We start from the raw sequence: 19,586 nt of genomic DNA, 5'->3' as shown, positions 1-19,586 counted from the left end.
TCGATGCAGGCGCGTCAGCGCATCAGGCGACGTTCCAGCGCGCCGCGCTCACATCGAGCTGTTTCGGAATCAGCTTGAGATTCGTGAACACATCCGCGATCCGCTGCTGATACGCGAGCGTGGCATTCGTGACCGGCTGCACGCCGTATGCCGTGCGTCTGAGCGCGGTTTCGAGAATGTCCGCATCGAGACCCACGAGCGGCGACAGTTGCGCCGCGACCGCAGGCACGTTGTCGCGCGCCCAGCGATCGACCTGATCGAGTTCGTCGAGCACCGCATGCACGAGTGGCGCTTGCGTGCTCGCGATCCTGCGCGTCGCGAGGTAGTACTGCACGTTGCTGACGAGGTTCGTGCCATCGACGAGCTGCCGCGCATGCGCCTGTTTCTCGACGGCGGCCAGATACGGATCCCAGATGACCCATGCGTCGATGCTTCCCTGAACGAAGGCCGCGCGTGCATCGGCGGGGGCGAGATAGACGGGTTGAATATCCGTATAGGCGAGCCCCGCCTTCTTCAGCGCCTCGACCAGCAGATAGTGAACGTTCGACCCCTTGTTCAAGGCCACTTTCTTGCCGCGCAAGTCCGCAACCGAGCGTAGCGGCGACTGCTGCGGCACGACGATGGCCTCCGCCCTGGGCGCGGGCGGTTCATTGGCGATATAGACAAAGTCCACGCCCGCCGCCTGCGCAAAGATGGGCGGCGTCTCACCTACCGTGCCGATATCGACCGCGCCGGCATTGAGGCCTTCCAGCAATTGCGGCCCGGCTGGAAACTCGAGCCATTGCACGGTGATGCCCTGCGCCGCGAGACGCTTGTCGAGCGTGCCGCGCGCCTTCAAGACGACGAAGTTGCCATATTTCTGATAGCCGATACGCAAGGTCTTTGACGTGTCAGCGGCACTCGCGCCGCCGGCGGTGAAGGCCCCCGTCATACCCGCGCCCAGTGCGGCGAGCCTGACGAGCGCACGGCGGCGCGACACATTTTCCGGAACGAACATGAGGATTCCTCTGGCGATGAACGATGACATCGGTGATGCCGTCTGGGTTCATCGATCTTAGCAACGGGTCCAGCCATCGCTAAGCGAGCAATCGTCATAATCAATTCAGAAAAACGGCATCACTCCGGCGGAAGATCGGCGGGCGACTGGAACACGTCCACCGTATAGCCCATGTTGAAGTAGCCCGCGCGCGCGTACAGCGCGATGGTTTCCAGCCGCTCGGTGCGGCTCGGCGGTTCGTCATGCTGCGTCTTGCCGGAGGCTGTTCCGCACGCACAGTCCTGGCGCACGCGCTGGAATGCGCGCATCCGGCTGCGATCGCGCCTCTCCCGTACGGAAGTCGACAGGGTTTGCCAGTAACGAGTCAGGATGTGCTGCATGGCTGCGCTCCTGCGTAGCGTGAATGCTTCGAATCTAGACCGTTGCAAAAATTCCGGCAAACAAACTTTTCTGCAATGCATTCCAGCGCCCCGATTTCGAGCACGGACCGCTTCAGGCAGCCTTCTCCGCCGCACGGCGCCCCTCGGGCACACTCAGCCCAAGATGACTGCGCAACGTCTTGCCTTCATACGCGCGGCGGAAGATGCCGCGCTTTTGCAGGATCGGCACCACGCCTTCCGTGAATGCTTCGAGTCCGCCCGGCAGCGCATCGGGCATCAGGTTGAAGCCGTCGGCGGCGCCCTGTTCGAACCAGTGGGCGATGTCGTCCGCGATCTGCTCCGGCGTGCCGACGATCACACGATGCCCGCCGCCGCCCGCGAGCGCGTGCACCAGTTCGCGCACCGTATAGCCGTGCGTGCGTGCCTGGGCGAGTGTCGCGTTGAAAAAAGTGTGATTGCCGTTGCCGTTATTCGGCGGCGGAAGGTCGTCGGGCAAACGCTGGTCCAGCGACAGACTATCGGCCGGCACGCCGAGCGTGCCCGCCAGACGGTTCAGGCTGTAGCGCCACGGAATCAGGTCGACGAGTTCATCGCGCCGGCGCAGCGCCTCGGCTTCGGTCCCGCCGATGATCGTGGTCAGGCCCGCGAGCACCTTCACGGCGTCCGGTCCACGCCCATGACGCGCCGCGCGCAGGTGCAGATCCTCGCGATACGCGCGCGATTCATCGAACGATTGCGAAGCCGAAAAGACCGCTTCCGCATGACGGGCCGCAAGTTCGCGGCCATCGCCGGATGCGCCCGCCTGCACCAGCACCGGATGACCCTGCGCGGAGCGCGGCAGGTTGAGCGCCCCTTGCACACCGAAGAAGCGGCCACGATGCGCCGCCGGATGCACGCGCGCGATGTCGACGAAGCGGCCACTGGCCTTGTCCGCGATCAGCGCGTCATCCTCCCAGCTGTTCCACAGCGTCTTCACGAGCGTCGCGAACTCGTCGGCGCGTGCATAGCGCTGTGCATGATCGGGCACGGCGTCAAGGCCGAAATTGCGCGCGGACGGCAAGTCCGCCGTCGTCACGATGTTCCAGCCCGCGCGTCCGCCGCTGATGAGATCGAGCGTCGCGAAACGGCGCGCGAGGTTGTACGGCTCGTTATAACTCGTCGATGCGGTCGCGATGAGCCCCAGATGCTCGGTCGCCGCCGCCACGCTGGTCAGCAGCAGCGTCGGTTCGAGCGCAGTGATCGGCCGCATGTCGAGCTGGTCGGCGATCGCGGCGTTATCGGCGAGAAAGATGGCGTCGAGGCACGCGCGTTCCGAAATCTGCGCGAGCCGCACATAGTGGTTCACGTCGATGAACGCGGCGGGATCGGCATCGGCGAGACGCCATGCCGACGGCACAAAACCGGAATGCAGCGCGTTGATGTTCAGATGCAACTGGCGCGGAGCGGCAGCGCTCATGAATGAAACTCCAGAAAAATTCGGAACGTCCGGTTCAGAAAACGCGGCCTTCGGTCAGATGCGTGGTCACGCCGTTCAATTCGTAGTCGCCCAGCACCCGCGCTTTATGCAACAGCGGGTTATGGCTGAAGATCGTGCGCAGATTGCGCCAGTGCCGGTCGAAGTTGTGCGCGCGCGAAGTCGCCGACGCGCCGCCCGCCTCGAACAGTCGCTCCGCGGCTTGCAGCGCGAGCTTGCTGACGACGATCTGCGTGCGCGCCGTTGCGAGCGAGCCTGCCAGCACGAGCGCTTCGGCATCGGCGGCCCCGTTGCGGATGGCGCGTGCCGTCCGGTCCAGCACGCGCGCGTTCTCGGCGATCAGCGCATCGATAGCGTGACTGTGCGCCGAAAGCTCGCCGACGACCTGCTGGATGAACCCGTCCTCGCGCGCAGTCGGCGCCGCGCTGTGCAGCACGGGACGCCCGTGCTTCAGCACATAGCGCTTCGCGTCGGCGACGACATTGCGCACGATGCCCGCCGCGACCGACACCAGATGCAGTTGCCGCAGCGCGCTGCCGTGGCGTCCGACGAGCGTCGATTGCACGCGCGGCGCGACTTCGTCCTCATGGACGACGAGATTGTCGAACTCCAGGCTGCCGCTGGCGGTCATGCGCTGCCCCATGCCGTCCCAGTCGTCGAGGACGCGCAGGCCTTCGCGCTGCACCGGCACGATCGCGCTGACCGACTCGCCGTGCTCGTCCTGCACATTGAGCCGCGCGTAGTCCGAGAACGCCGTGCCCGTCGAATAATATTTTCGGCCGCTCAGGCGATATTGATTACCCTCGCGACGCAGTTGCGTAGTGATCTCACCGGGACGCGAAGTGCCGGCTTCGGTCGAAGCGCCGCCGAATATCGCGCCCTCGGCCACGCGCCGGATCTGCACTTCGTTGAACGGCGTACGCGGCGACAACAACAACGCTTCGGTCTGGTCGAAATGGATGCGCAGCGCATGCGCCACATTGCTCTCGTGCGCGGCGAGCGTGGAGATCACGTGGAAAACATCTTCGAGCGAGCCGCCGAGCCCGCCCCACTCCACCGGCAGGCGCAACTTGCCGAGGCCGGAGCGGCGAAACAGGGCGAACGCCTCGAACGGCAGATCGCGACGCACTTCCCGTGCGGCGGCGTCCGCACCGATGGCTTCCGCGAGCGCGGGCAACGCGGCGAGTGCGTCATGCAATGCGTTGCGGGCTTGAGAGTCTTGTGACATGGTTCATTCCAGTTTTTTGATCTGCGCGCGGCCGGCCGTCAGGCGGCCTGCGCGTCGAATTGGAGGGCCGGCACGGCGTCGAGCAGCGTGCGCGTATAGGCATGCCGGGGCGAGCGCCAGATTTCGCAATGATGGCCGCTCTCGACAATGCGTCCGCCATGCATCACATGCACGCGGTCGGCGATATACCGGACCACCGAAAGATCGTGCGAGATGAAAAGATAGGCCAGGCCCAGATCGCGCTTCAACTCCACCAGCAGATTGAGAATCTGCGCCTGGATCGAGACATCGAGCGCGGAAACCGGTTCATCGCAGATCAGCAGCGCGGGTTCGAGGATGAGCGCGCGCGCAATGCCGATGCGTTGCCGCTGGCCGCCCGAAAATTCGTGCGGATAGCGCGCGAGCGCCGTACTGGGCAGACCGACGCGATCGAGCATTGCGGCGGCACGCGCACGGCGCGCACGGGCATCGCCGACGCCGTTCACCGCCAGCACCGTCTCCAGGATCGCGCCCACCGTGCGGCGCGGATTCAGCGACGCATACGGATCCTGGAACACCATCTGCACGTGGCGCCGATGCGGCCGCAACGCGCGTTCGTCGAGCGGCGCGAGGTCCGTGCCGCGCAGGCGGATCGCGCCGCCCGAAGCCGGCACGAGGCGCATGATCGCTTTCGAGAGCGTGGATTTCCCGCACCCCGATTCGCCGACCAGACCCACGGTCTCTCCGCGTCCGATGTCGAACGACACACCGTCCACCGCGCGCGCCATGCCCTTGCCGTGGCGATGCGCATAGTCGACGGTCAGGCCGCTTACCGACAACAAGGGTTCGCCTTCGTCCTGCTTTTCCTGAGGCGTGTTCACGCGCGCCAGAGGCGTCACGTTGAAGGCCGCCTTGCCGTCGGCGGAAGCCGCGTGCCGGATCTCCGGCAGCTTCCATTCGCGGTAGTGAACCTCGTTCGACAGGTTCAGCGACGCTCCCAGCAGCCCGCGCGTATAAGCATGCTGCGGCCGCGTGAACAACTGTTCCACCGGCCCTTCCTCCACTTTCTCGCCGGCAAGCATCACGGCGACACGGTCCGCATGCTGCGCAACGACGCCGAGATCGTGCGTAATGAGCAGCAGCGACATCGACAGTTCGCGGCGCAATTCGTCGAGCAGTTCGAGGATGCGTGCCTGGATGGTGACGTCGAGCGCGGTGGTCGGTTCATCGGCGATCAGGAGACGCGGACGGCATGCCACGGCCATCGCAATCATCACGCGTTGCCGCTGCCCGCCCGACAGTTCATGCGGATAATCCGCTACGCGCCGCTGCGGCTCGGGCACATGCACGAGATCGAGCAATTCCACTGCGCGCCGCTGCGCTGCCTGCTTCGACAGCGATTCATGCTGCCGCAAGGTTTCGACAATCTGCGCGCCGACCGGCAACACCGGATTCAGCGAGGTCATCGGCTCCTGGAAGATCATCGAGATGTCGCGCCCACGCAGTGCACGCATGTCGCGCGGCTTCAATGCGAGCACGTCGCGTCCGTCGAAACGCACGCTTCCGGTCACCCGCCCCGGCGCGGGCAGCAGCCGCATCAGCGAGAGCGCCGTAGCCGACTTGCCGCAGCCCGATTCACCGACGAGGGCCAGCGTCTCGCCGGCCGCGATATCCAGATCGATGCCGCGCACCGCGCGATGCGCGCCGAAATCCACGTGCAAACCGCGCACTTCAAGAAGTTGAGTCAAGCCTTCACCTCGTCAGGAAAGCGGCCGCATGCGCGGATTGAGAGCGTCGTTGAGACCGTCGCCGAGCAGGTTCAGCGCGAGCACGGCCAGCACGATCGCCGCGCCGGGAATCGCGGTGAGATACCACGCGGTGCGCAGCGAATCGCGGCCCGCGCCGATCATGCCGCCCCACGTCACCACGTTCGGATCGCCCATGCCGAGAAACGACAGCGACGATTCGATCAGGATCGCGCTCGCCACCATCACCGATGCCGTCACGATCACCGGAGGTAATGCGTTAGGCAATATTTCCCCGAATATGATGCGCGTATGACTGAAGCCCTGACTGCGCGCGGCGAGGACGAAATCGCTCTGTCGCAAGGTACGGAACTCGGCGCGCACGATCCGCGCGACCGTCGGCCACGAGGCAATACCAATTGCCAGCGCGATGACCGTCACGCCCGGATTGCCGATCGCGACGATCACGATCACCAGCAGGAACGAAGGCACCGTCTGGAACAATTCGGTGACGCGCACGAGCACGTCATCGGTCAGCCCGCCGAAGAAGCCGCCTAGCGCGCCCACCAGCGTGCCGATCACGAGTCCGATCGCCGCCGCCGATGCACCGATCAGCAAGGACACGCGCGCACCGTGCGTGACGCCCGCCGCCACATCGCGGCCGAGCGAATCGGTCCCGAGGCGGTAAAGCGGATCAGCGCCCGGCCATTCGAAAGGCGCTGCAACCATGTCGAGCGGATCGCCAGGAAAGAAATGCGGGGCGCCGAGCGCAAGTGCGATGAAGGCGGCCAGCAGCGCAAGGCCCGCAAGCGCGGAAGGATTGCGCAGCAGCGCATGCCATGCACCGCGCGAGCCATGCGAAGACGGCGCCTGCTGTGCACGGCGCGAGCCGAACAACGCGCCCGCGAGCTGGCGTCGCCAGGCGGAATGAGGTGAAGGAGTAGCCATGCGTGAGAATGAGTGAGTCAAGCGATGCGTGGATCGAGCCACGCCTGAAGCAGATCGACCACGACGTTCGCGACGATCACCAGCAACGAGGACAGCAGCAGCACGCCGAGCAACACGCTGAAGTCGCGGGCCATGACGGCATCGAGCGCGAGCCGGCCAAGGCCCGGCCAGCTGAACACCGTCTCCGTCACGGCCGCTCCGCCCAGCAGCGTCCCGAAGTGAATGCCGACCATCGTCGTGAGCGGCATGAGGGCGTTGCGCAGCACATGGCGCACCGTCACGCGCAAAGGATGCAGCCCCTTTGCATGTGCGGTGCGAACGAAGTCCTGGCGCGTGACTTCGAGCATCGCGCTGCGGGTCAGCCGTGCGTAGATGGCGACGAAGAAGGAGCCGAGCGTCGCGGCCGGCAGCAGCACATGCCGGGCAAGATCGGCGAGATGGGCGAAGCCATGCAGGTTTGCGCCCACCGTCACATCGCCGCCGCTCGGCAGCCAGCCGAGATGCACCGAGAACAGGACGATGGCCAGCAGCCCGATCCAGAAGCCCGGCGTCGAATACAGCAGCAGCGCGAGCACCGAGAGCACGCGGTCCGGCCACTTGCCGGCCCAGTGCGCCATGACCGCGCCCAGCACGATCCCTGCAACGATGGCCAGCGCGAGCGCCGTGCCCATCAGGATCAATGTGCTGGGAAGGCGCGACAGAATCAGCTGCATGACTGGCGCGTCATAGCGCGGCGAATAGCCGAGGCTGCCGTGCGCAAGATGCTCGAGGTACGCACCGAGCTGATGCAGCACCGGCTGGTCCAGGCCGAACTTCGCGCGCAAGGCCTGCACCGTTTCCAGCGTGGCGGAGCCGGACTCGCCTGCCAGTACATCGGCGGCGTCGCCGGGCATCAGCTTCAGCAGGAAGAAGTTGGCGATCACGATGGCGAGCATCGACGGCAGCGCCTGCCATGCCGTGCGTCTCGCTATGGCGGCGAAACGGCTGCGTCGGTTCATCGCATCGCTCCTCATGCAGCCAGCCACACATCGGCGAGATTGCCTTCCAGGCCTTGCGCGGACACCGTGTGATTGCGTACGCGGCGATTCGCGAGCGTGACCATTCGCGGCGCGACGAGATTGAGAATCGGCAGGTCGCGATACACGATCTGCTGGAATTGCTGATACAACGCAATGCGCTTACTCTCGTCGGTTTCAATCGACGCCGCTTCGAGCAGGCTATCCACCTGCGCGTTGTTGTAATGCGGTGCATTGGAAAACGGAACGCCCGGACGAATGTTCTTCGACCAGTACAAACGCTGCACGCCCACGCTCGGATCGAACAACGTATTCACGCCGATGCTCGTGAAGTCGAACTGACGGTCCGCATACACGCGTTTGAGGAACGACGGCAGATCCTGCGAGCGCACCGTGACCTCGATGCCCACGCGCGCCAGCGCGGACTTCACATAGTCGGCCTGACGCCGGTACATGTCGCCATAGGGAAGATAGTCGTGCGTCAGCTGGAAGCGCGGACCGCCGTTCTTGCGCGGATAACCTGCCGCATCCAGCAGCTTCTCCGCATTCGCTGTATCGAATGCATACGGTGCAAGCTTTGCATCGTGATACGGCGAAGCAGGCGTGATGGGTGTGGGCGAGACATCGGCATAACCGTACGCAATCGTCTTCTGCACGATCTGGGGATTCACTGCATGCGCGATAGCCTGACGCACCCGCAGATCCTTCAGGACCGGATGATCGAGATTGAAATCAATCTCCGAGAGCGGCTCGAGGAAGCGATAGCCACGCGTCTCCACCGCGAGTTGCGGCAACTGCGTGAGACGCGGCAAGTCCGACAACGGCACGGGGTTCTCTCCGCCGAGATCAAGCGCGCCGGTTTCGAAGGCGGCCGAACGCGCGGCGGCATCGGGCACAACCTTGAAGACGAGTGCGTCGATATACGGCTTGCCTGCGTCCCAGTAGTCCGGATTGCGTTCGTACACGATGTTCGCACCACGCGTCCACGACTTGAAGCGGAACGGGCCGGTGCCGACAGGCGCATTGTTATGCGGGTTCGACAACGGATCGCCCGCGGCATAGAGATGCTTGGGGACTATCGGCGACTCGCCTGCCGAAAGCGCCTTCAGCAGATAAGGCGCGGGCTTCGACAATTCGATGACAGCAGTGCGCGCGTCCGGCGTCGTGACCTGCACGACGTTCGCAAAGGTGCTGCGGCCGCGCGGATGAATCGACTTCAGCAGGTCGATGGAAAACGCGACGTCAGCTGAAGTGAAAGGCTGTCCATCGTGCCACTTGACGTTCTGCCGCAGCGTGAACGTGTACCTGAGGCCGTCCGGGCTGACCTTCCAGGCGGTAGCGAGTTGCGGCTGCGGCTTGAGATCGAAGTCATAGGCGAGCAGCCCTTCCAGCACCTTCGAGCTGGCGACGAGCGCGGGTCCCGTGGTCTGGAAGATCGAGACGAGCACGGGCGGCTCGGGATTGATCAGCATGTTGAGCGTGCCGCCCCGCTTCGGCGCCGCGCCCTGTGCGAAAGTCAGTGAAGACAGGCTTGCGGACGCGAGCGCCGCGCCCGATGAAACCAGGAATTCCCGCCGATTGAAACCTGCCATGTGCTGCCGTTCCTCTTGTGTGCCGTGGTCGTTCGGATATGACGCGGCATGATGTTGCCGCGCCGCTCACGATAGAACGGCATCGCATGCAAGAGAACCAAGCGTTCCGCATATGCAAAAGCACGGCGGCGCGAAAAGCTTATGAGGAAACGAGCGGAAAGGGTATGTTCTGCTCATCCGCGCCTTCGTTGATCGATCCACAGCCGCGCCCAGCGCGCGGCATGGGCCACGGCGTGATCGGCTTCGAAGAAGCAGTCGAGCGCGTCGAAGGTGAATGGAAGGACACACGAGCCCGTCCCGATGCACGGTCCCCGGTATATCGGGCTCGCGTCATGTGGGCGCGGATAGCTCCTTCTCCATCCTGTCGCGCCGTGCTGCTTGTGCCTGGATTGATTGCCAGACATCGTCGGGCACGCTGTACCGGCTGGGTGGGAATTCTCCAAGCATTTGCCAATTTTGTGCATGCTCGGTCCAATCGTATGTCGTCCGCCACGTCGGCATGCCGTCGATCCTGTGAGCCTCGAGCTGGCCGTATGGCGTCGGCACCAGGTAGGTACCATCGCGCAACAGCAGCGCAACATGCCGTCGGCCAAGCCACTCCGCAATCCTCGGTGCTGATACGGCTCCCGTGTTCTGCACAAAATCTTCGATGCTGCCGCCCAAGGCATTGGAATCGATGCTGGGAACACGAGTGACAAACCCGTTGAACCCAGGCGGAAGCGCGGTGTCGGGATCGCGTTCGAATTCCCGCAGCGCGGCTGAGTCGCCAGCATTACTTTCGTGATATGTCAACGTGTTGGCAGCGGGTGGCGTCACCGGATGAAGTCCCGGGTCGGTCAAGGTCCATTTCGACAGACGTCCCAAGTCGGTCGCTGACACGTACGGCTGATAGCCGAACTTTCCGATCGACAGATACTTGCCGTCTTCGACGTGAATCAAATGACCGGTTTCGTAGCGGAACACGCCGTTCGTACCCGTCCCTTCGGGTGTCGGTCCGGTATAAACGTAGCCGTCGCTTCGAACCTCCAGTACGCGGTTCGTGTCGTTCGCGAGGTGGAAACGGCCGTCGTCGCTGAAACGGAACTGGCTTACGCTATCGGATCGGTTTGGCCCCGACCTGTAAACATAGTCGTCGTACACATTGCCCGAACCGTCGACGTAAAGCAGGATGCCAGAATGAGCGCTCGGCGGATCGCCAGCCCATAGTGTGGTCGGCCCGCGATAGTCCAGATGGCAGGATTGCCGCTCCTCCGCGATCCGGATCTTGCCCAGCGAGTGTGCGTAGAAATTGGCTTGAGTCAGATTCTGATCACCTTCTGGCTGCCATCCGACTGTCTCAAGACCCTGCTTGACAGGTCTGGCATAAGAACGCCACAGCGCCTCTCCCCAAGGCGGATCGCCGTTGGGGAAGCGCGCCAAATCCGGCCGGGCACCCGCTGTGCGGGTTGTATCGAAGATGTCCGAACGATAGTCCGGATTGGCGACGAAGCTCCCTGCCTCACCGTTGGACACCTGCCACCAGCCCCTGATCTGGCCGTAATCGATGCGGCCCATCGCGGCAACTTCCTGATCCTCCGGGTTGCGCGAGTATTCCCCAAGACTGCCGTTGACCGACACCATGTTCGGCGATGGCGCCACCGAATAGATGTATCCGTTAGGCCCTTGCGCAGCAAGGCGCCGCCGGGCTGCAACGGAGATCGCAAACGTGCTCAGATAGCCCGCACCATCGGTCGTGCGCGGGTTCGACGCCATGTCGAAATCATGCACGTCGAGACTGACATTCTGAAGCGATACTTCCTCGGATTCGAAGCCACCACGCGCCTTCAGAGAACCCGGCGTTTCACGCGATGGACGAAAGCGCTCGTAGGGCTTTGTCTCCATGGACAGATCGCTGCCGCGCTTGAATTCGTCATGATTCGGCAAGGTAGTCGGGCTGAACACCACACTCGGCGGCTGTGGGCGAGCCGCGAAGTCGGGCACCGGAGGCGAAGCGCCAATATAACGCTCGCGAATGCTCGACAGCGACTGATTGCCGATCCCACCGCTGGGACGTGACGAGACTAGCGCGTTGGACCTGGCGTGATCGTCAGGAACAGCGTAGTAGGTAACGCTGGCAGATCGGACGCCGCCCGAATCCTGGTATGCCTCGTGGAACGCGTCGCTCACGGCCCGCTCCATGTGAGCGTAGTCTCGATAAGTAAATACGCCGTGCTCAGGATCATAGATCTGGTAGCGATCGTTTCTGTAGTTCGAAGAGGGATTGAGGCGTTGCACGATCAAGGGCCGATGGCGGGCTGCGGGGTTGCCGCCCCCGCTCGCGGGTTCGCCCAATTCGAAATCGATGTATGCGAAGTCGTTGGGCAAGGGTAGCGACGCCTCACCGCTGGGATACCCACGCATGAACTGATTTGCCAGATCGACGGTCAGCGTGGCTCCACTATTGGCGTGACTCACGCCCCCATGACGGACGCGGTCGGGCACATCTGGACTCGCGATGTAGCGGCTTTGGTCGCGCAACAGGTTGAGTTGTCCGAGTGTTCGCATGCCGCGCCCAACCCGGTGCAGATCGTCATTAAGTTGCACGGTCGAAGCAGCCAGATCTGAAGCGCGTCCCGTTGCAACATCACGCATCGCATGCGTACCGAGGGCATCCCAGTAGCTGCTGTACGAGATGCCCCGCAGCATCGGTGGTAACAGCGCGGCGCCTGTTAGACCATTCGCATCGTCCGCGTGCGCACCGTACAGAAACGGCTCGAGCGGGAGGTCTTGCTCAGCCTGCGGAAATGTAACGTTCTGCGAGGACAGGAAAGATCTGGGAGTCGATGCAGGGACCCGACGGTAGACAGTGATTGCGTCCGGATTCAGCTTGCCACCGACTTCCGAATACGCCGAATTAAAGTAGCGAGCAAGCGATTTTGACGCGGCTTCGCGCGTCTTGTAGTTGAAGACGCCGTTGTTCGGATCGAAAATCGAGTACTCACCGTTCGATTGCCTTTGTATAAGAATGGCGTGGCCACCAATCTCGGAATCGGCTTTTTTCTTCGAGTAGACGCCGAGCAGCACCAAGGCGTGATCGCCCGACTGCAAGTTGTCGATAGAACGGTAAAGCGCCTCCAGGCGTTGTTTGCGCTCCAGGTTCATTAATGCGAGATACTGCGTCGGTTCCTTGTCATAGTGACCAAGGATCGGTGGTCCATCCTGGCGCTGCTTCGCCTGATAGCTGTCCACTCGATCAAACATCTTTTCGGCCTCCGGTGAGTTCGATTGCGCGGTGTCACGCATCGATCGCACTACCGTTTGCAGATCGAACTGGGAGTTCGAGGCTGCATCGATCCGGCGCATCGCCTCCGTGTCGAGTCCGAAGCAGGTTCCACGCCCCGTTACGCCGCGTGTGCGTAGATAGTCAAACTGATCGAATCGTTCATACGAACGCGCGCGCTCCCGCAAGGCGTCACCGCCCCGGTATTCGCGAAAGCGCTTCTCTTTGGGCTTATCGCGTTTCTCGATGACGTGGTCATCCGCCAGTTGCGCGTTTTGGCTATGGGCATCGCTTGGCGATGCGAACGTGGCAAAAAACCGGCGGCCTCCTGCAGCAGGTTGGCGGTCGGTGTGCGCACCATGATGGGCCGATCATTGAGGATGCCCGGTGATGGCTTGACAGCCTGCGCGGGTGTTCGATCCGCATTCGGGACAGGGAGAGGGAGCGATTGAAGCGAGCCGCCAAGAGCATCATGCCTGGTTTCGTCCGCATCACCCTTGTCGAGGCTCAATCGCCAAGCTGTGGCTTGCCCCACCTTTTGCTGAACTTGCTCATGCAGGGCATTCCCGGTGGAATCGCCATGTCGGGTATCCGTTAAGAGCCCATTGGCGGACGAGACATCAGATCCGCTGGAGGAGATTGGCGACGCACTGAGGTCGTCCCCTTGGCCACAGGTGGCAGGCGCGTTACGCCCGTTAAGTTGGCCGGCGGGTTGATCTCCCGTTACCGGACACGCTGGCAAATCAGCTTGGTCCGGCTGTGGACTCGGCTCAGTGCAGACTTGCTGGTTCGACCAGGCGTCTGATGCTTCGTTAGGCTGAAAACTCTGACTCGTGCTGGGAACCTTCATGTAATCCTCGCAATGACGATCGACAAACCGGATCGGTACGGTACGTACCAAAAGCCTGTTGATTGATCATAGTGAGGTCGCCCGCTCGGACGGTGGCGATCAAGTACCACACATAGCACTGTCGCTTATGGCCATGCACGGCCGCCGGATGCGATTCATGCTGATACGCGTGCCGCGCCCTTCAAACCAAGGCTTTGGTCTTAGCTAATGGGCGCTGCCGTCAGGACTTATTTCGTGGGGCGAGATTGAAGTCCGAGCGCCGTGCGACCCTCGCGCGGGGCCATGCGCGCCAGGAAGACGATGACCGCGGCCACCACAGACATGATCGCCAGGCCCGTGAGACCGCCCTGGATCGAGCCGGTCTTCTGTTCGAGGAAGCCGAAGGCTGCGGGCGCCACGAAGCCGCCGAGATTGCCGATCGAGTTGATCAGCGCGAGCACTGGCGCCGCGATGCGCGCATCCAGATAGCCTTGCGGAATGGGCCAGAACAACGACGATGCCGCCTTGAAGCCGATGGCCGCGAAACAGATGGCGACGAACGAGAACGCCGGGCTGCCCAGACCGGCGGCATACATGCCTGCCGCCGCGATCAACAGCACGCACGCCACCCATGCCTGCTGGAACTTGAAGCGTCCAGCAAGAGCGGCGAACAGATACATCGCGACGATCGAGATCAGCCAGGGAATCGAATTGAAGAGCCCGACCTGGAAGTCGTTCAGATGCCCCATCTTGCGGATGATGCTCGGCAACCAGAAGGTTGCGCCGTAGATGGTCAGCGACACGGAGAAATAGATCAGGCAGAAGATCAGGATCTGCGGATCGCGCAACAGGCTCCACGACGAGGGCTTCACGGTATGCGCGGCATCGCGCTGACGCTGTTCCGCTTCCACCTCCGCGATGAGCGCATCCTGTTCCTCCCGCGTGAGCCACTTCGCGTCGCGCGGCTTCGAGTCCAGCCAGAACCACACGAAGCCCGCGAGCACCACGGAGGCCATGCCTTCGATGATGAACATCCACTGCCAGCCATGCAGGCCCGCGCCTTCGATCAGCATCAGGCCGCCGGAAATCGGCCCGGAGAACACTGATGCAAGCGCCGAGCCGCTCAGGAAGACCGCCATGGCCCGGCCGCGTTGATCGCGCGGCAGCCATTGCGTGAAGTAGAAAACCACGCCCGGGAAGAAGCCCGCTTCGGCCGCGCCGAGCAGCAGACGCATGGCATAGAAAGATGTTTCGCCCTTCACGAAGGCCATGCCGACCGCAGCCAGCCCCCACGTGACCATGATGCGCGTGAGCCATGCCTTCGCGCCGAAGCGTTGCAGCAGCATGTTCGACGGCACTTCGAATACGGCATAACTGACGAAGAACAGACCCGCGCCGAGCCCATAGGCCGCAGCGCCGATGCCCAGGTCCGCGCTCAGATGCTGACGCACGAAACCGATGTTCACCCGGTCGATGTAATTGACGATGAACATCACGACGAACAGCGGCAGCACGTGCCACTTGATCTTGCGGACGGCGCTCGACAGCGCGCTGGAAGTGCTCATGAAGATGTCTCCTGGAGTAGCGCTGCGAACGCCTTTTTATTCGAATCAGAAGCGCGGATTCTTGCCGGTGAATTCCGGCTGATATTTGCGCATCTGTGAGAGGTCGTCGCGATTGCGCACGCCGCATGACAAATATTGCTCATGCAATTCGCCGAGCTTCTGCCGATCCAGCTCGACGCCGAGACCCGGAGTGACGGGCACGCGCACCGCGCCGTTGTCGAACTTCACGCGGCCGCCCTTGATGACTTCTTCTTCCTGCCACGGGTAGTGCGTGTCGCACGCGTAGGTCAGGTTCGGCACGCTCGCCGCCACGTGGGTCATCGCCATCAGACTGATGCCGAGGTGCGAGTTGGAATGCATCGACATGCCGAAGCCCCACAGCCTGCACATGCGCGCAAGCGTCTGCGTGGCGCGCAGTCCGCCCCAGTAGTGGTGATCCGAGAGCAGCACCTTGATCGAACCCATCTCGCAACCTTTGCGGAAGTCGTCCATGGTCGTGATGACCATGTTGGTCGCAAGCGGCAGCTTCGTATGCTTTTGCAGTTCGGCCATGCCGTCGAGGCCAGGGCACGGGTCTTCGTAGTACTCGAGGATTTCGTCGAGCTGGGGCGCGGCCTTGATGCTCGTCTCCAGCGTCCAGTTCGCGTTCGGATCGAGACGCAGCGGCATGCCGGGGAACGCCTCGGCAAGCGCCTGCATGCAGGCGATTTCATGCGCGGGCTCGAACACGCCGCCTTTCAGCTTGATGCTTTGGAAGCCGTACAGGTCAATCATGCGGCGTGCCTGCGCGACGATCTGCTCCGGGCTGATGCCCTCGCCCCATGCATCCGGCGCGTAGGGCTTGTCGATGTGTTCCGCGTACTTGAAGAACAGATACGCGCTGTAGGGCACGGCGTCGCGCACCTTGCCGCCCAGGAGATCCACCACCGGCGCGCCGACGATCTGCCCCTGCAGGTCGAGCATCGCCACTTCCAGCGTGCTGATGACCTTCGGCGCATTCTTCGCGGCATGCGAGCCCGGTGCGAGTTCGAACTCCACGGCGCCCGGCGTGGCCGTGATGGTCGCGCGCATGCGCTCTTCCATCTGGTTGAGTTCGAACGGCGAGAGGCCGATGACGAGATCCTTCGCCTGGTGCAGCACCCGCAGCATGGGTTCGTCGCCATAGGTTTCGGAGATGCCGACTCGTCCGTCATTCGTTTCCAGTTCGACGATCGCGCGCAGTGCCCACGGCTCGTGGATGCCCGCGGCATTGAGGAGCGGGCCGTCGCGAAAGGCAATCGGCGTGATGCGCACGTGAGTAATGGCGATCTGTCGAGTCATGGCGATGTTTCCTGCGAATGGACGGAAGCGAGAATGAAGCCATGGTAAAGCACTAATACATTAGTGTGTCAGTAGGGAAATCACCGAGCGTTCCGGAGGTCTCGCGCCGCTCGGCAGGGCCGCAAAGGCAGGCTATAGTACTAATGTTTCAGTACGCTTCATCATTCATATGAGTAATATCGATGCTCCGCGCGCGACCCATCGCCTGGACCGATCGCGCCACGCGGCGCCGCAGGTATTCGAACGCCTGCGGGAGCTGATCCTGTCGCTCGAACTGGCGCCCGGCACGGTGCTGTCACGCAGCGAACTGGCGACACGCTACGGCCTGAGCCAGACGCCTGTGCGCGACGCGCTCATCAAGCTGGGTGAAGAGGGTCTCGTCGACATCTTTCCGCAGCACGCTACCGTCGTGAGCCAGATCAGCGTCGCATCGGCGTTGCAGGCGCACTTTCTGCGCCGCTCGATCGAACTCGAAATCGTGCGCACGCTCGCGCAAGCGCACAAGGCGTCACTGGTCGCGCGGCTGCGCGCGACGATCGCGGAACAAATGGATTATCTGGAACCGCAGGACGTCGAGCAGTTCGCATTGCTGGATCATGCGTTTCACCGGCAGATGTATGAAGCCGCGGGCGTGCCGCAGCTCTGGGACCTGGTGCGCCGGCTGAGCGGACACATAGACCGCTTGCGGCGCCTGCATCTGCCCGTGGAAGGCAAGACGCTGGCCGTGGTGCGCGACCACACCGCCATCGTCGACGCCATCGAGCAGGGCAATGCCGATGCCGCCGATGCCGCCCTGCGCGCGCATCTGTCCGGCACGCTCAGCCAGCTCGACGAAATCCGCGCGAGCCATCCCGACTATCTGACGGACCATTGACGCATGCAAATCCTCGTCGATGCTGACGCCTGCCCGAGCGTGGTCAAGGACATCCTGTTCCGTGCGGGGCCGCGCGTGAAAGTCGCCGTCACGCTGGTGGCCAACCAGTTCCTGCGCACGCCGCCCTCGCCGTTCATCCGGGCGGTTCAGGTGCCCGCGGGTTTCGATGTCGCGGACGCGCGCATCGTCGAGATGGCGCAGGCGGGGGACCTCATCATCACGGCCGACATTCCGCTCGCCGCAGCCGTGCTCGCCAAGGCAGCGCACGCGCTGGACCCGCGCGGCGAATGGTTCAGTGAAGAGAATATCGAGGAGCGTCTTTCGATCCGCTCGATGATGGACCAGTTGCGCAGCAGCGGCGTCGCTACCGGCGGACCGCCGCCTTATAGTCCGCGCGACGGCAAGCAGTTCGCCGCGCAGCTCGACCGGTTTCTTGCCCGGCACGCGCGCGGCTGAAGCGGATCACTGCGCGACCTTGGCCTGCTCGGACGGCCAGCCCTGCATCATCGCGCCGATCTCATCGTCGAGCCATTGCCGGAACTGCATGTACTCCGGCCGCGCCCGCGCATTGCGATGTGTGCTCAGGTAATGATGACGGTCATGAAACACGAGCGCATCGTCGACGGGCCGCACGAGTTTCTTTTGCTCCACCTGGCGATGCACGAGATGATGCCAGCCGAGCAGCGTGCCCTCGCCCGCCTCGGCCTGCGCCACCAGCAAGCGGTAGTCGTTGCTCTCGAAGTTGTCGTTCTGATCGAGGCGCTCCGAGCCGTCGCCTTGCTGGAACCAGTTCTTCCATACGCGCCAGTCGACGTGCTCGCACACCTGCGCCCGCCCCAGCAGCGAAAGACTCAGAGTGGGATGCTGGAGCAGATCGAGCGGCTTGAGCGTGCGGCCATGGAAGTGGCGTTCATGAAACGGAACGCTGCATACCGGATAAACGATGTCGTGAAACAGCGGCTCGACTTCGTACTCCGCCTCGCGCGGCGGATTTTTTCGTGATGATGACGTCCGGTTCCATGAGATCGTCCAGTTCCATGAACTGGTCGGTGACCATCACGTGCAGGCGGATTTCCGGAAAGCGGCGACGGAATGCAGGCAATCTGCCCGACAGCCACAGCGCCGAAAAAGTATGCGAGATGCACAGTGTGAGCGCGTGACGATCCACGCGCCGCACCGCCTGCGCCGCCTCCGCGATATTCATGATCGACAGATAAGACGCGTTGTACAGGATGCGCCCCGCATCCGTCAGCGCGATATGACGGCCGGCGCGCTCGAACAGCGCAACTTCAAGCGTGTCCTCGAGCTCCTTGATTTGCCGGCTGACAGCGGCCTGCGTCACGCACAGTACTTCCGCGGCTTGCGTGAAGCTTTCATAGCGCGCTGCGGTGACGAAGCACCGAAGCGCGCGCAACGAGGGCATCTGTGCGAGCAGCCGGTCGGCGAACTGCTGTTTCTTCTGCATCGGGATCACCTTCGAAGGGCTTGCGGGCACCTGCAGGCGCCCGGCACGCGGCGCCGCTGATGAGTCATTTTATTGATTTCATTGCCTGTCTTGATGGTGATGGCGACCCGCAGCCGGTCCGTTAGCGTCCGTCAACGTCCCTGCACGCGTTTCAGGATCCGTTCGAGCGCTTCGATGTAATGCTGATAGGTGCCCCGCTGCGCAAGCTCGTTGGTCACTTGTTCATTGAGTCCGCCCGGCGTACACATTTCGCCGATCAACTCCGAGTACGGCCGGGCGTCCTTGGTGGTTTCATGCGCGAGGCCCACCTGGAACCCCGACAGGAACGAGCGCGCCGATGCATACGGCAGACCTTGCGCGACGAGCCACGAGGCTTGCTCTTCCAGCAACGCAAAGTAGCTCGCCATGGTCGCGGTGGCGGCGGACAATGCATCGAACTGATGTTCGTCTTCGACTTCCACGGCCGCTCCGAGCGGCGCGAACAGCGTGCGCGCGACCGCATCCGGCGGACACAGCGCGGTGCTGCCCTTGCCTTCCGACACCGCCGGCAGCGGGATGGCGCGAATCACCGCCGCCACGTCACCCAGCCATTCGCGCATCTGCGCAAGCGACTTGCCGGCAATGAAGCTGATGACATGATGGCGCGGCTCGAACTTCAGCGCGGGCAGGACATCGGCGGCGATCTGCGGCCTCACCGCGAGACAGATCACGTCCGAGGAATCGAGCACCGCCTGATTGCTGGCGCATACCTCGACACGTGAATCCAGTTTCGCAAGCTCTGCCGCCGTGTCCGCATTCCGCGGCGACAGCGCGATACGCTCGAAGGGAACCTCGAACCTGATCATCCCGGTCACGACCGCCCGCGTGATCGCGCCGGTGCCGACGAATCCAATCCGCATACTTCCTCGTCTGTAG

14 protein-coding genes and 1 pseudogene are annotated in these 19,586 nt (G+C 63.1%); 2 read left to right on the top strand and 13 right to left on the bottom strand.

Translation table 11 applies throughout. The annotated features are described in order from the left end of the window. Positions 1-22 precede the first annotated feature (22 nt). The 11 genes from QCE64_RS23000 to QCE64_RS22950 all read right to left on the bottom strand — a co-directional run bounded on the left by QCE64_RS23000 (position 23) and on the right by QCE64_RS22950 (position 16,332). A complete protein-coding gene (locus QCE64_RS23000; protein WP_310006431.1) occupies positions 23-997 on the bottom strand; it encodes a sulfonate ABC transporter substrate-binding protein in 975 nt (324 codons plus the stop codon). Between the two features lie 119 nt (positions 998-1,116). Beyond that, entirely contained in the window at positions 1,117-1,377 is a 261-nt protein-coding gene (locus QCE64_RS22995) for a hypothetical protein (protein ID WP_309923913.1), read from the bottom strand. Between the two features lie 112 nt (positions 1,378-1,489). After that, positions 1,490-2,833, bottom strand: a complete 1,344-nt coding sequence (locus tag QCE64_RS22990; protein WP_310006429.1) for an LLM class flavin-dependent oxidoreductase — start codon at positions 2,831-2,833, stop codon at positions 1,490-1,492. A 34-nt stretch (positions 2,834-2,867) separates the two neighbouring features. Beyond that, positions 2,868-4,079, bottom strand: a complete 1,212-nt coding sequence (locus QCE64_RS22985) for an acyl-CoA dehydrogenase family protein (RefSeq protein ID WP_309923907.1) — start codon at positions 4,077-4,079, stop codon at positions 2,868-2,870. Between the two features lie 38 nt (positions 4,080-4,117). Then, positions 4,118-5,806, bottom strand: coding sequence for an ABC transporter ATP-binding protein (locus tag QCE64_RS22980; RefSeq protein ID WP_309933453.1), 1,689 nt, complete (start codon positions 5,804-5,806; stop codon positions 4,118-4,120). A 12-nt stretch (positions 5,807-5,818) separates the two neighbouring features. Then, positions 5,819-6,751, bottom strand: a complete 933-nt coding sequence (locus tag QCE64_RS22975; protein ID WP_310006427.1) for an ABC transporter permease — start codon at positions 6,749-6,751, stop codon at positions 5,819-5,821. Between the two features lie 17 nt (positions 6,752-6,768). Further along, a complete protein-coding gene (locus QCE64_RS22970; RefSeq protein ID WP_310006425.1) occupies positions 6,769-7,749 on the bottom strand; it encodes an ABC transporter permease in 981 nt (326 codons plus the stop codon). 11 nt (positions 7,750-7,760) lie between these two features. After that, entirely contained in the window at positions 7,761-9,359 is a 1,599-nt protein-coding gene (locus tag QCE64_RS22965; protein ID WP_309923898.1) for an ABC transporter substrate-binding protein, read from the bottom strand. Positions 9,360-9,689: 330 nt separating this feature from the next. Beyond that, positions 9,690-12,701, bottom strand: coding sequence for an enterotoxin A family protein (locus QCE64_RS22960; RefSeq protein WP_310006423.1), 3,012 nt, complete (start codon positions 12,699-12,701; stop codon positions 9,690-9,692). Positions 12,702-13,695: 994 nt separating this feature from the next. After that, complete coding sequence (locus tag QCE64_RS22955) at positions 13,696-15,012, bottom strand: MFS transporter (protein WP_309923892.1); 1,317 nt, start codon at positions 15,010-15,012, stop codon at positions 13,696-13,698. A gap of 45 nt (positions 15,013-15,057) precedes the next feature. Next, positions 15,058-16,332, bottom strand: coding sequence for a glucarate dehydratase family protein (locus QCE64_RS22950; protein ID WP_310006421.1), 1,275 nt, complete (start codon positions 16,330-16,332; stop codon positions 15,058-15,060). 169 nt (positions 16,333-16,501) lie between these two features. Here QCE64_RS22950 and QCE64_RS22945 point away from each other — a divergent pair, with 169 nt between their 5' ends. Both QCE64_RS22945 and QCE64_RS22940 read left to right on the top strand, forming a co-directional pair. Then, positions 16,502-17,206, top strand: a complete 705-nt coding sequence (locus QCE64_RS22945; RefSeq protein ID WP_309923887.1) for a GntR family transcriptional regulator — start codon at positions 16,502-16,504, stop codon at positions 17,204-17,206. A 3-nt stretch (positions 17,207-17,209) separates the two neighbouring features. Next, complete coding sequence (locus QCE64_RS22940) at positions 17,210-17,662, top strand: YaiI/YqxD family protein (RefSeq protein ID WP_309923885.1); 453 nt, start codon at positions 17,210-17,212, stop codon at positions 17,660-17,662. 6 nt (positions 17,663-17,668) lie between these two features. On the opposite strand, the pseudogene QCE64_RS22935 reads toward QCE64_RS22940, so the two are convergent. Continuing rightward, positions 17,669-18,671: pseudogene (locus QCE64_RS22935) on the bottom strand (LysR substrate-binding domain-containing protein). Positions 18,672-18,802: 131 nt separating this feature from the next. After that, positions 18,803-19,570 carry a pyrroline-5-carboxylate reductase gene (locus QCE64_RS22930; protein ID WP_309933446.1) on the bottom strand — a complete coding sequence of 256 codons (768 nt, stop codon included), beginning with the start codon at positions 19,568-19,570 and terminating at the stop codon, positions 18,803-18,805. Between the last annotated feature and the right edge of the window lie 16 nt (positions 19,571-19,586).

The organism is Caballeronia sp. LZ043, from assembly GCF_031451075.1.
Lineage (GTDB): Bacteria > Pseudomonadota > Gammaproteobacteria > Burkholderiales > Burkholderiaceae > Caballeronia.
This window is presented reverse-complemented; position numbering and strand designations above follow the sequence as displayed.

What these genes read in the sequence shown, in the direction of transcription:
- QCE64_RS23000 (WP_310006431.1), bottom strand. Translation starts at nt 997, where the DNA reads ATGTTCGTTCCGGAAAATGTGTCGCGCCGCCGTGCGCTCGTCAGGCTC.
- QCE64_RS22995 (WP_309923913.1), bottom strand. Translation starts at nt 1,377, where the DNA reads ATGCAGCACATCCTGACTCGTTACTGGCAAACCCTGTCGACTTCCGTA.
- QCE64_RS22990 (WP_310006429.1), bottom strand. Translation starts at nt 2,833, where the DNA reads ATGAGCGCTGCCGCTCCGCGCCAGTTGCATCTGAACATCAACGCGCTG.
- QCE64_RS22985 (WP_309923907.1), bottom strand. Translation starts at nt 4,079, where the DNA reads ATGTCACAAGACTCTCAAGCCCGCAACGCATTGCATGACGCACTCGCC.
- QCE64_RS22975 (WP_310006427.1), bottom strand. Translation starts at nt 6,751, where the DNA reads ATGGCTACTCCTTCACCTCATTCCGCCTGGCGACGCCAGCTCGCGGGC.
- QCE64_RS22970 (WP_310006425.1), bottom strand. Translation starts at nt 7,749, where the DNA reads ATGAACCGACGCAGCCGTTTCGCCGCCATAGCGAGACGCACGGCATGG.
- QCE64_RS22965 (WP_309923898.1), bottom strand. Translation starts at nt 9,359, where the DNA reads ATGGCAGGTTTCAATCGGCGGGAATTCCTGGTTTCATCGGGCGCGGCG.
- QCE64_RS22960 (WP_310006423.1), bottom strand. Translation starts at nt 12,701, where the DNA reads ATGCGCCGGATCGATGCAGCCTCGAACTCCCAGTTCGATCTGCAAACG.
- QCE64_RS22955 (WP_309923892.1), bottom strand. Translation starts at nt 15,012, where the DNA reads ATGAGCACTTCCAGCGCGCTGTCGAGCGCCGTCCGCAAGATCAAGTGG.
- QCE64_RS22950 (WP_310006421.1), bottom strand. Translation starts at nt 16,332, where the DNA reads ATGACTCGACAGATCGCCATTACTCACGTGCGCATCACGCCGATTGCC.
- QCE64_RS22945 (WP_309923887.1), top strand. Translation starts at nt 16,502, where the DNA reads ATGAGTAATATCGATGCTCCGCGCGCGACCCATCGCCTGGACCGATCG.
- QCE64_RS22940 (WP_309923885.1), top strand. Translation starts at nt 17,210, where the DNA reads ATGCAAATCCTCGTCGATGCTGACGCCTGCCCGAGCGTGGTCAAGGAC.
- QCE64_RS22930 (WP_309933446.1), bottom strand. Translation starts at nt 19,570, where the DNA reads ATGCGGATTGGATTCGTCGGCACCGGCGCGATCACGCGGGCGGTCGTG.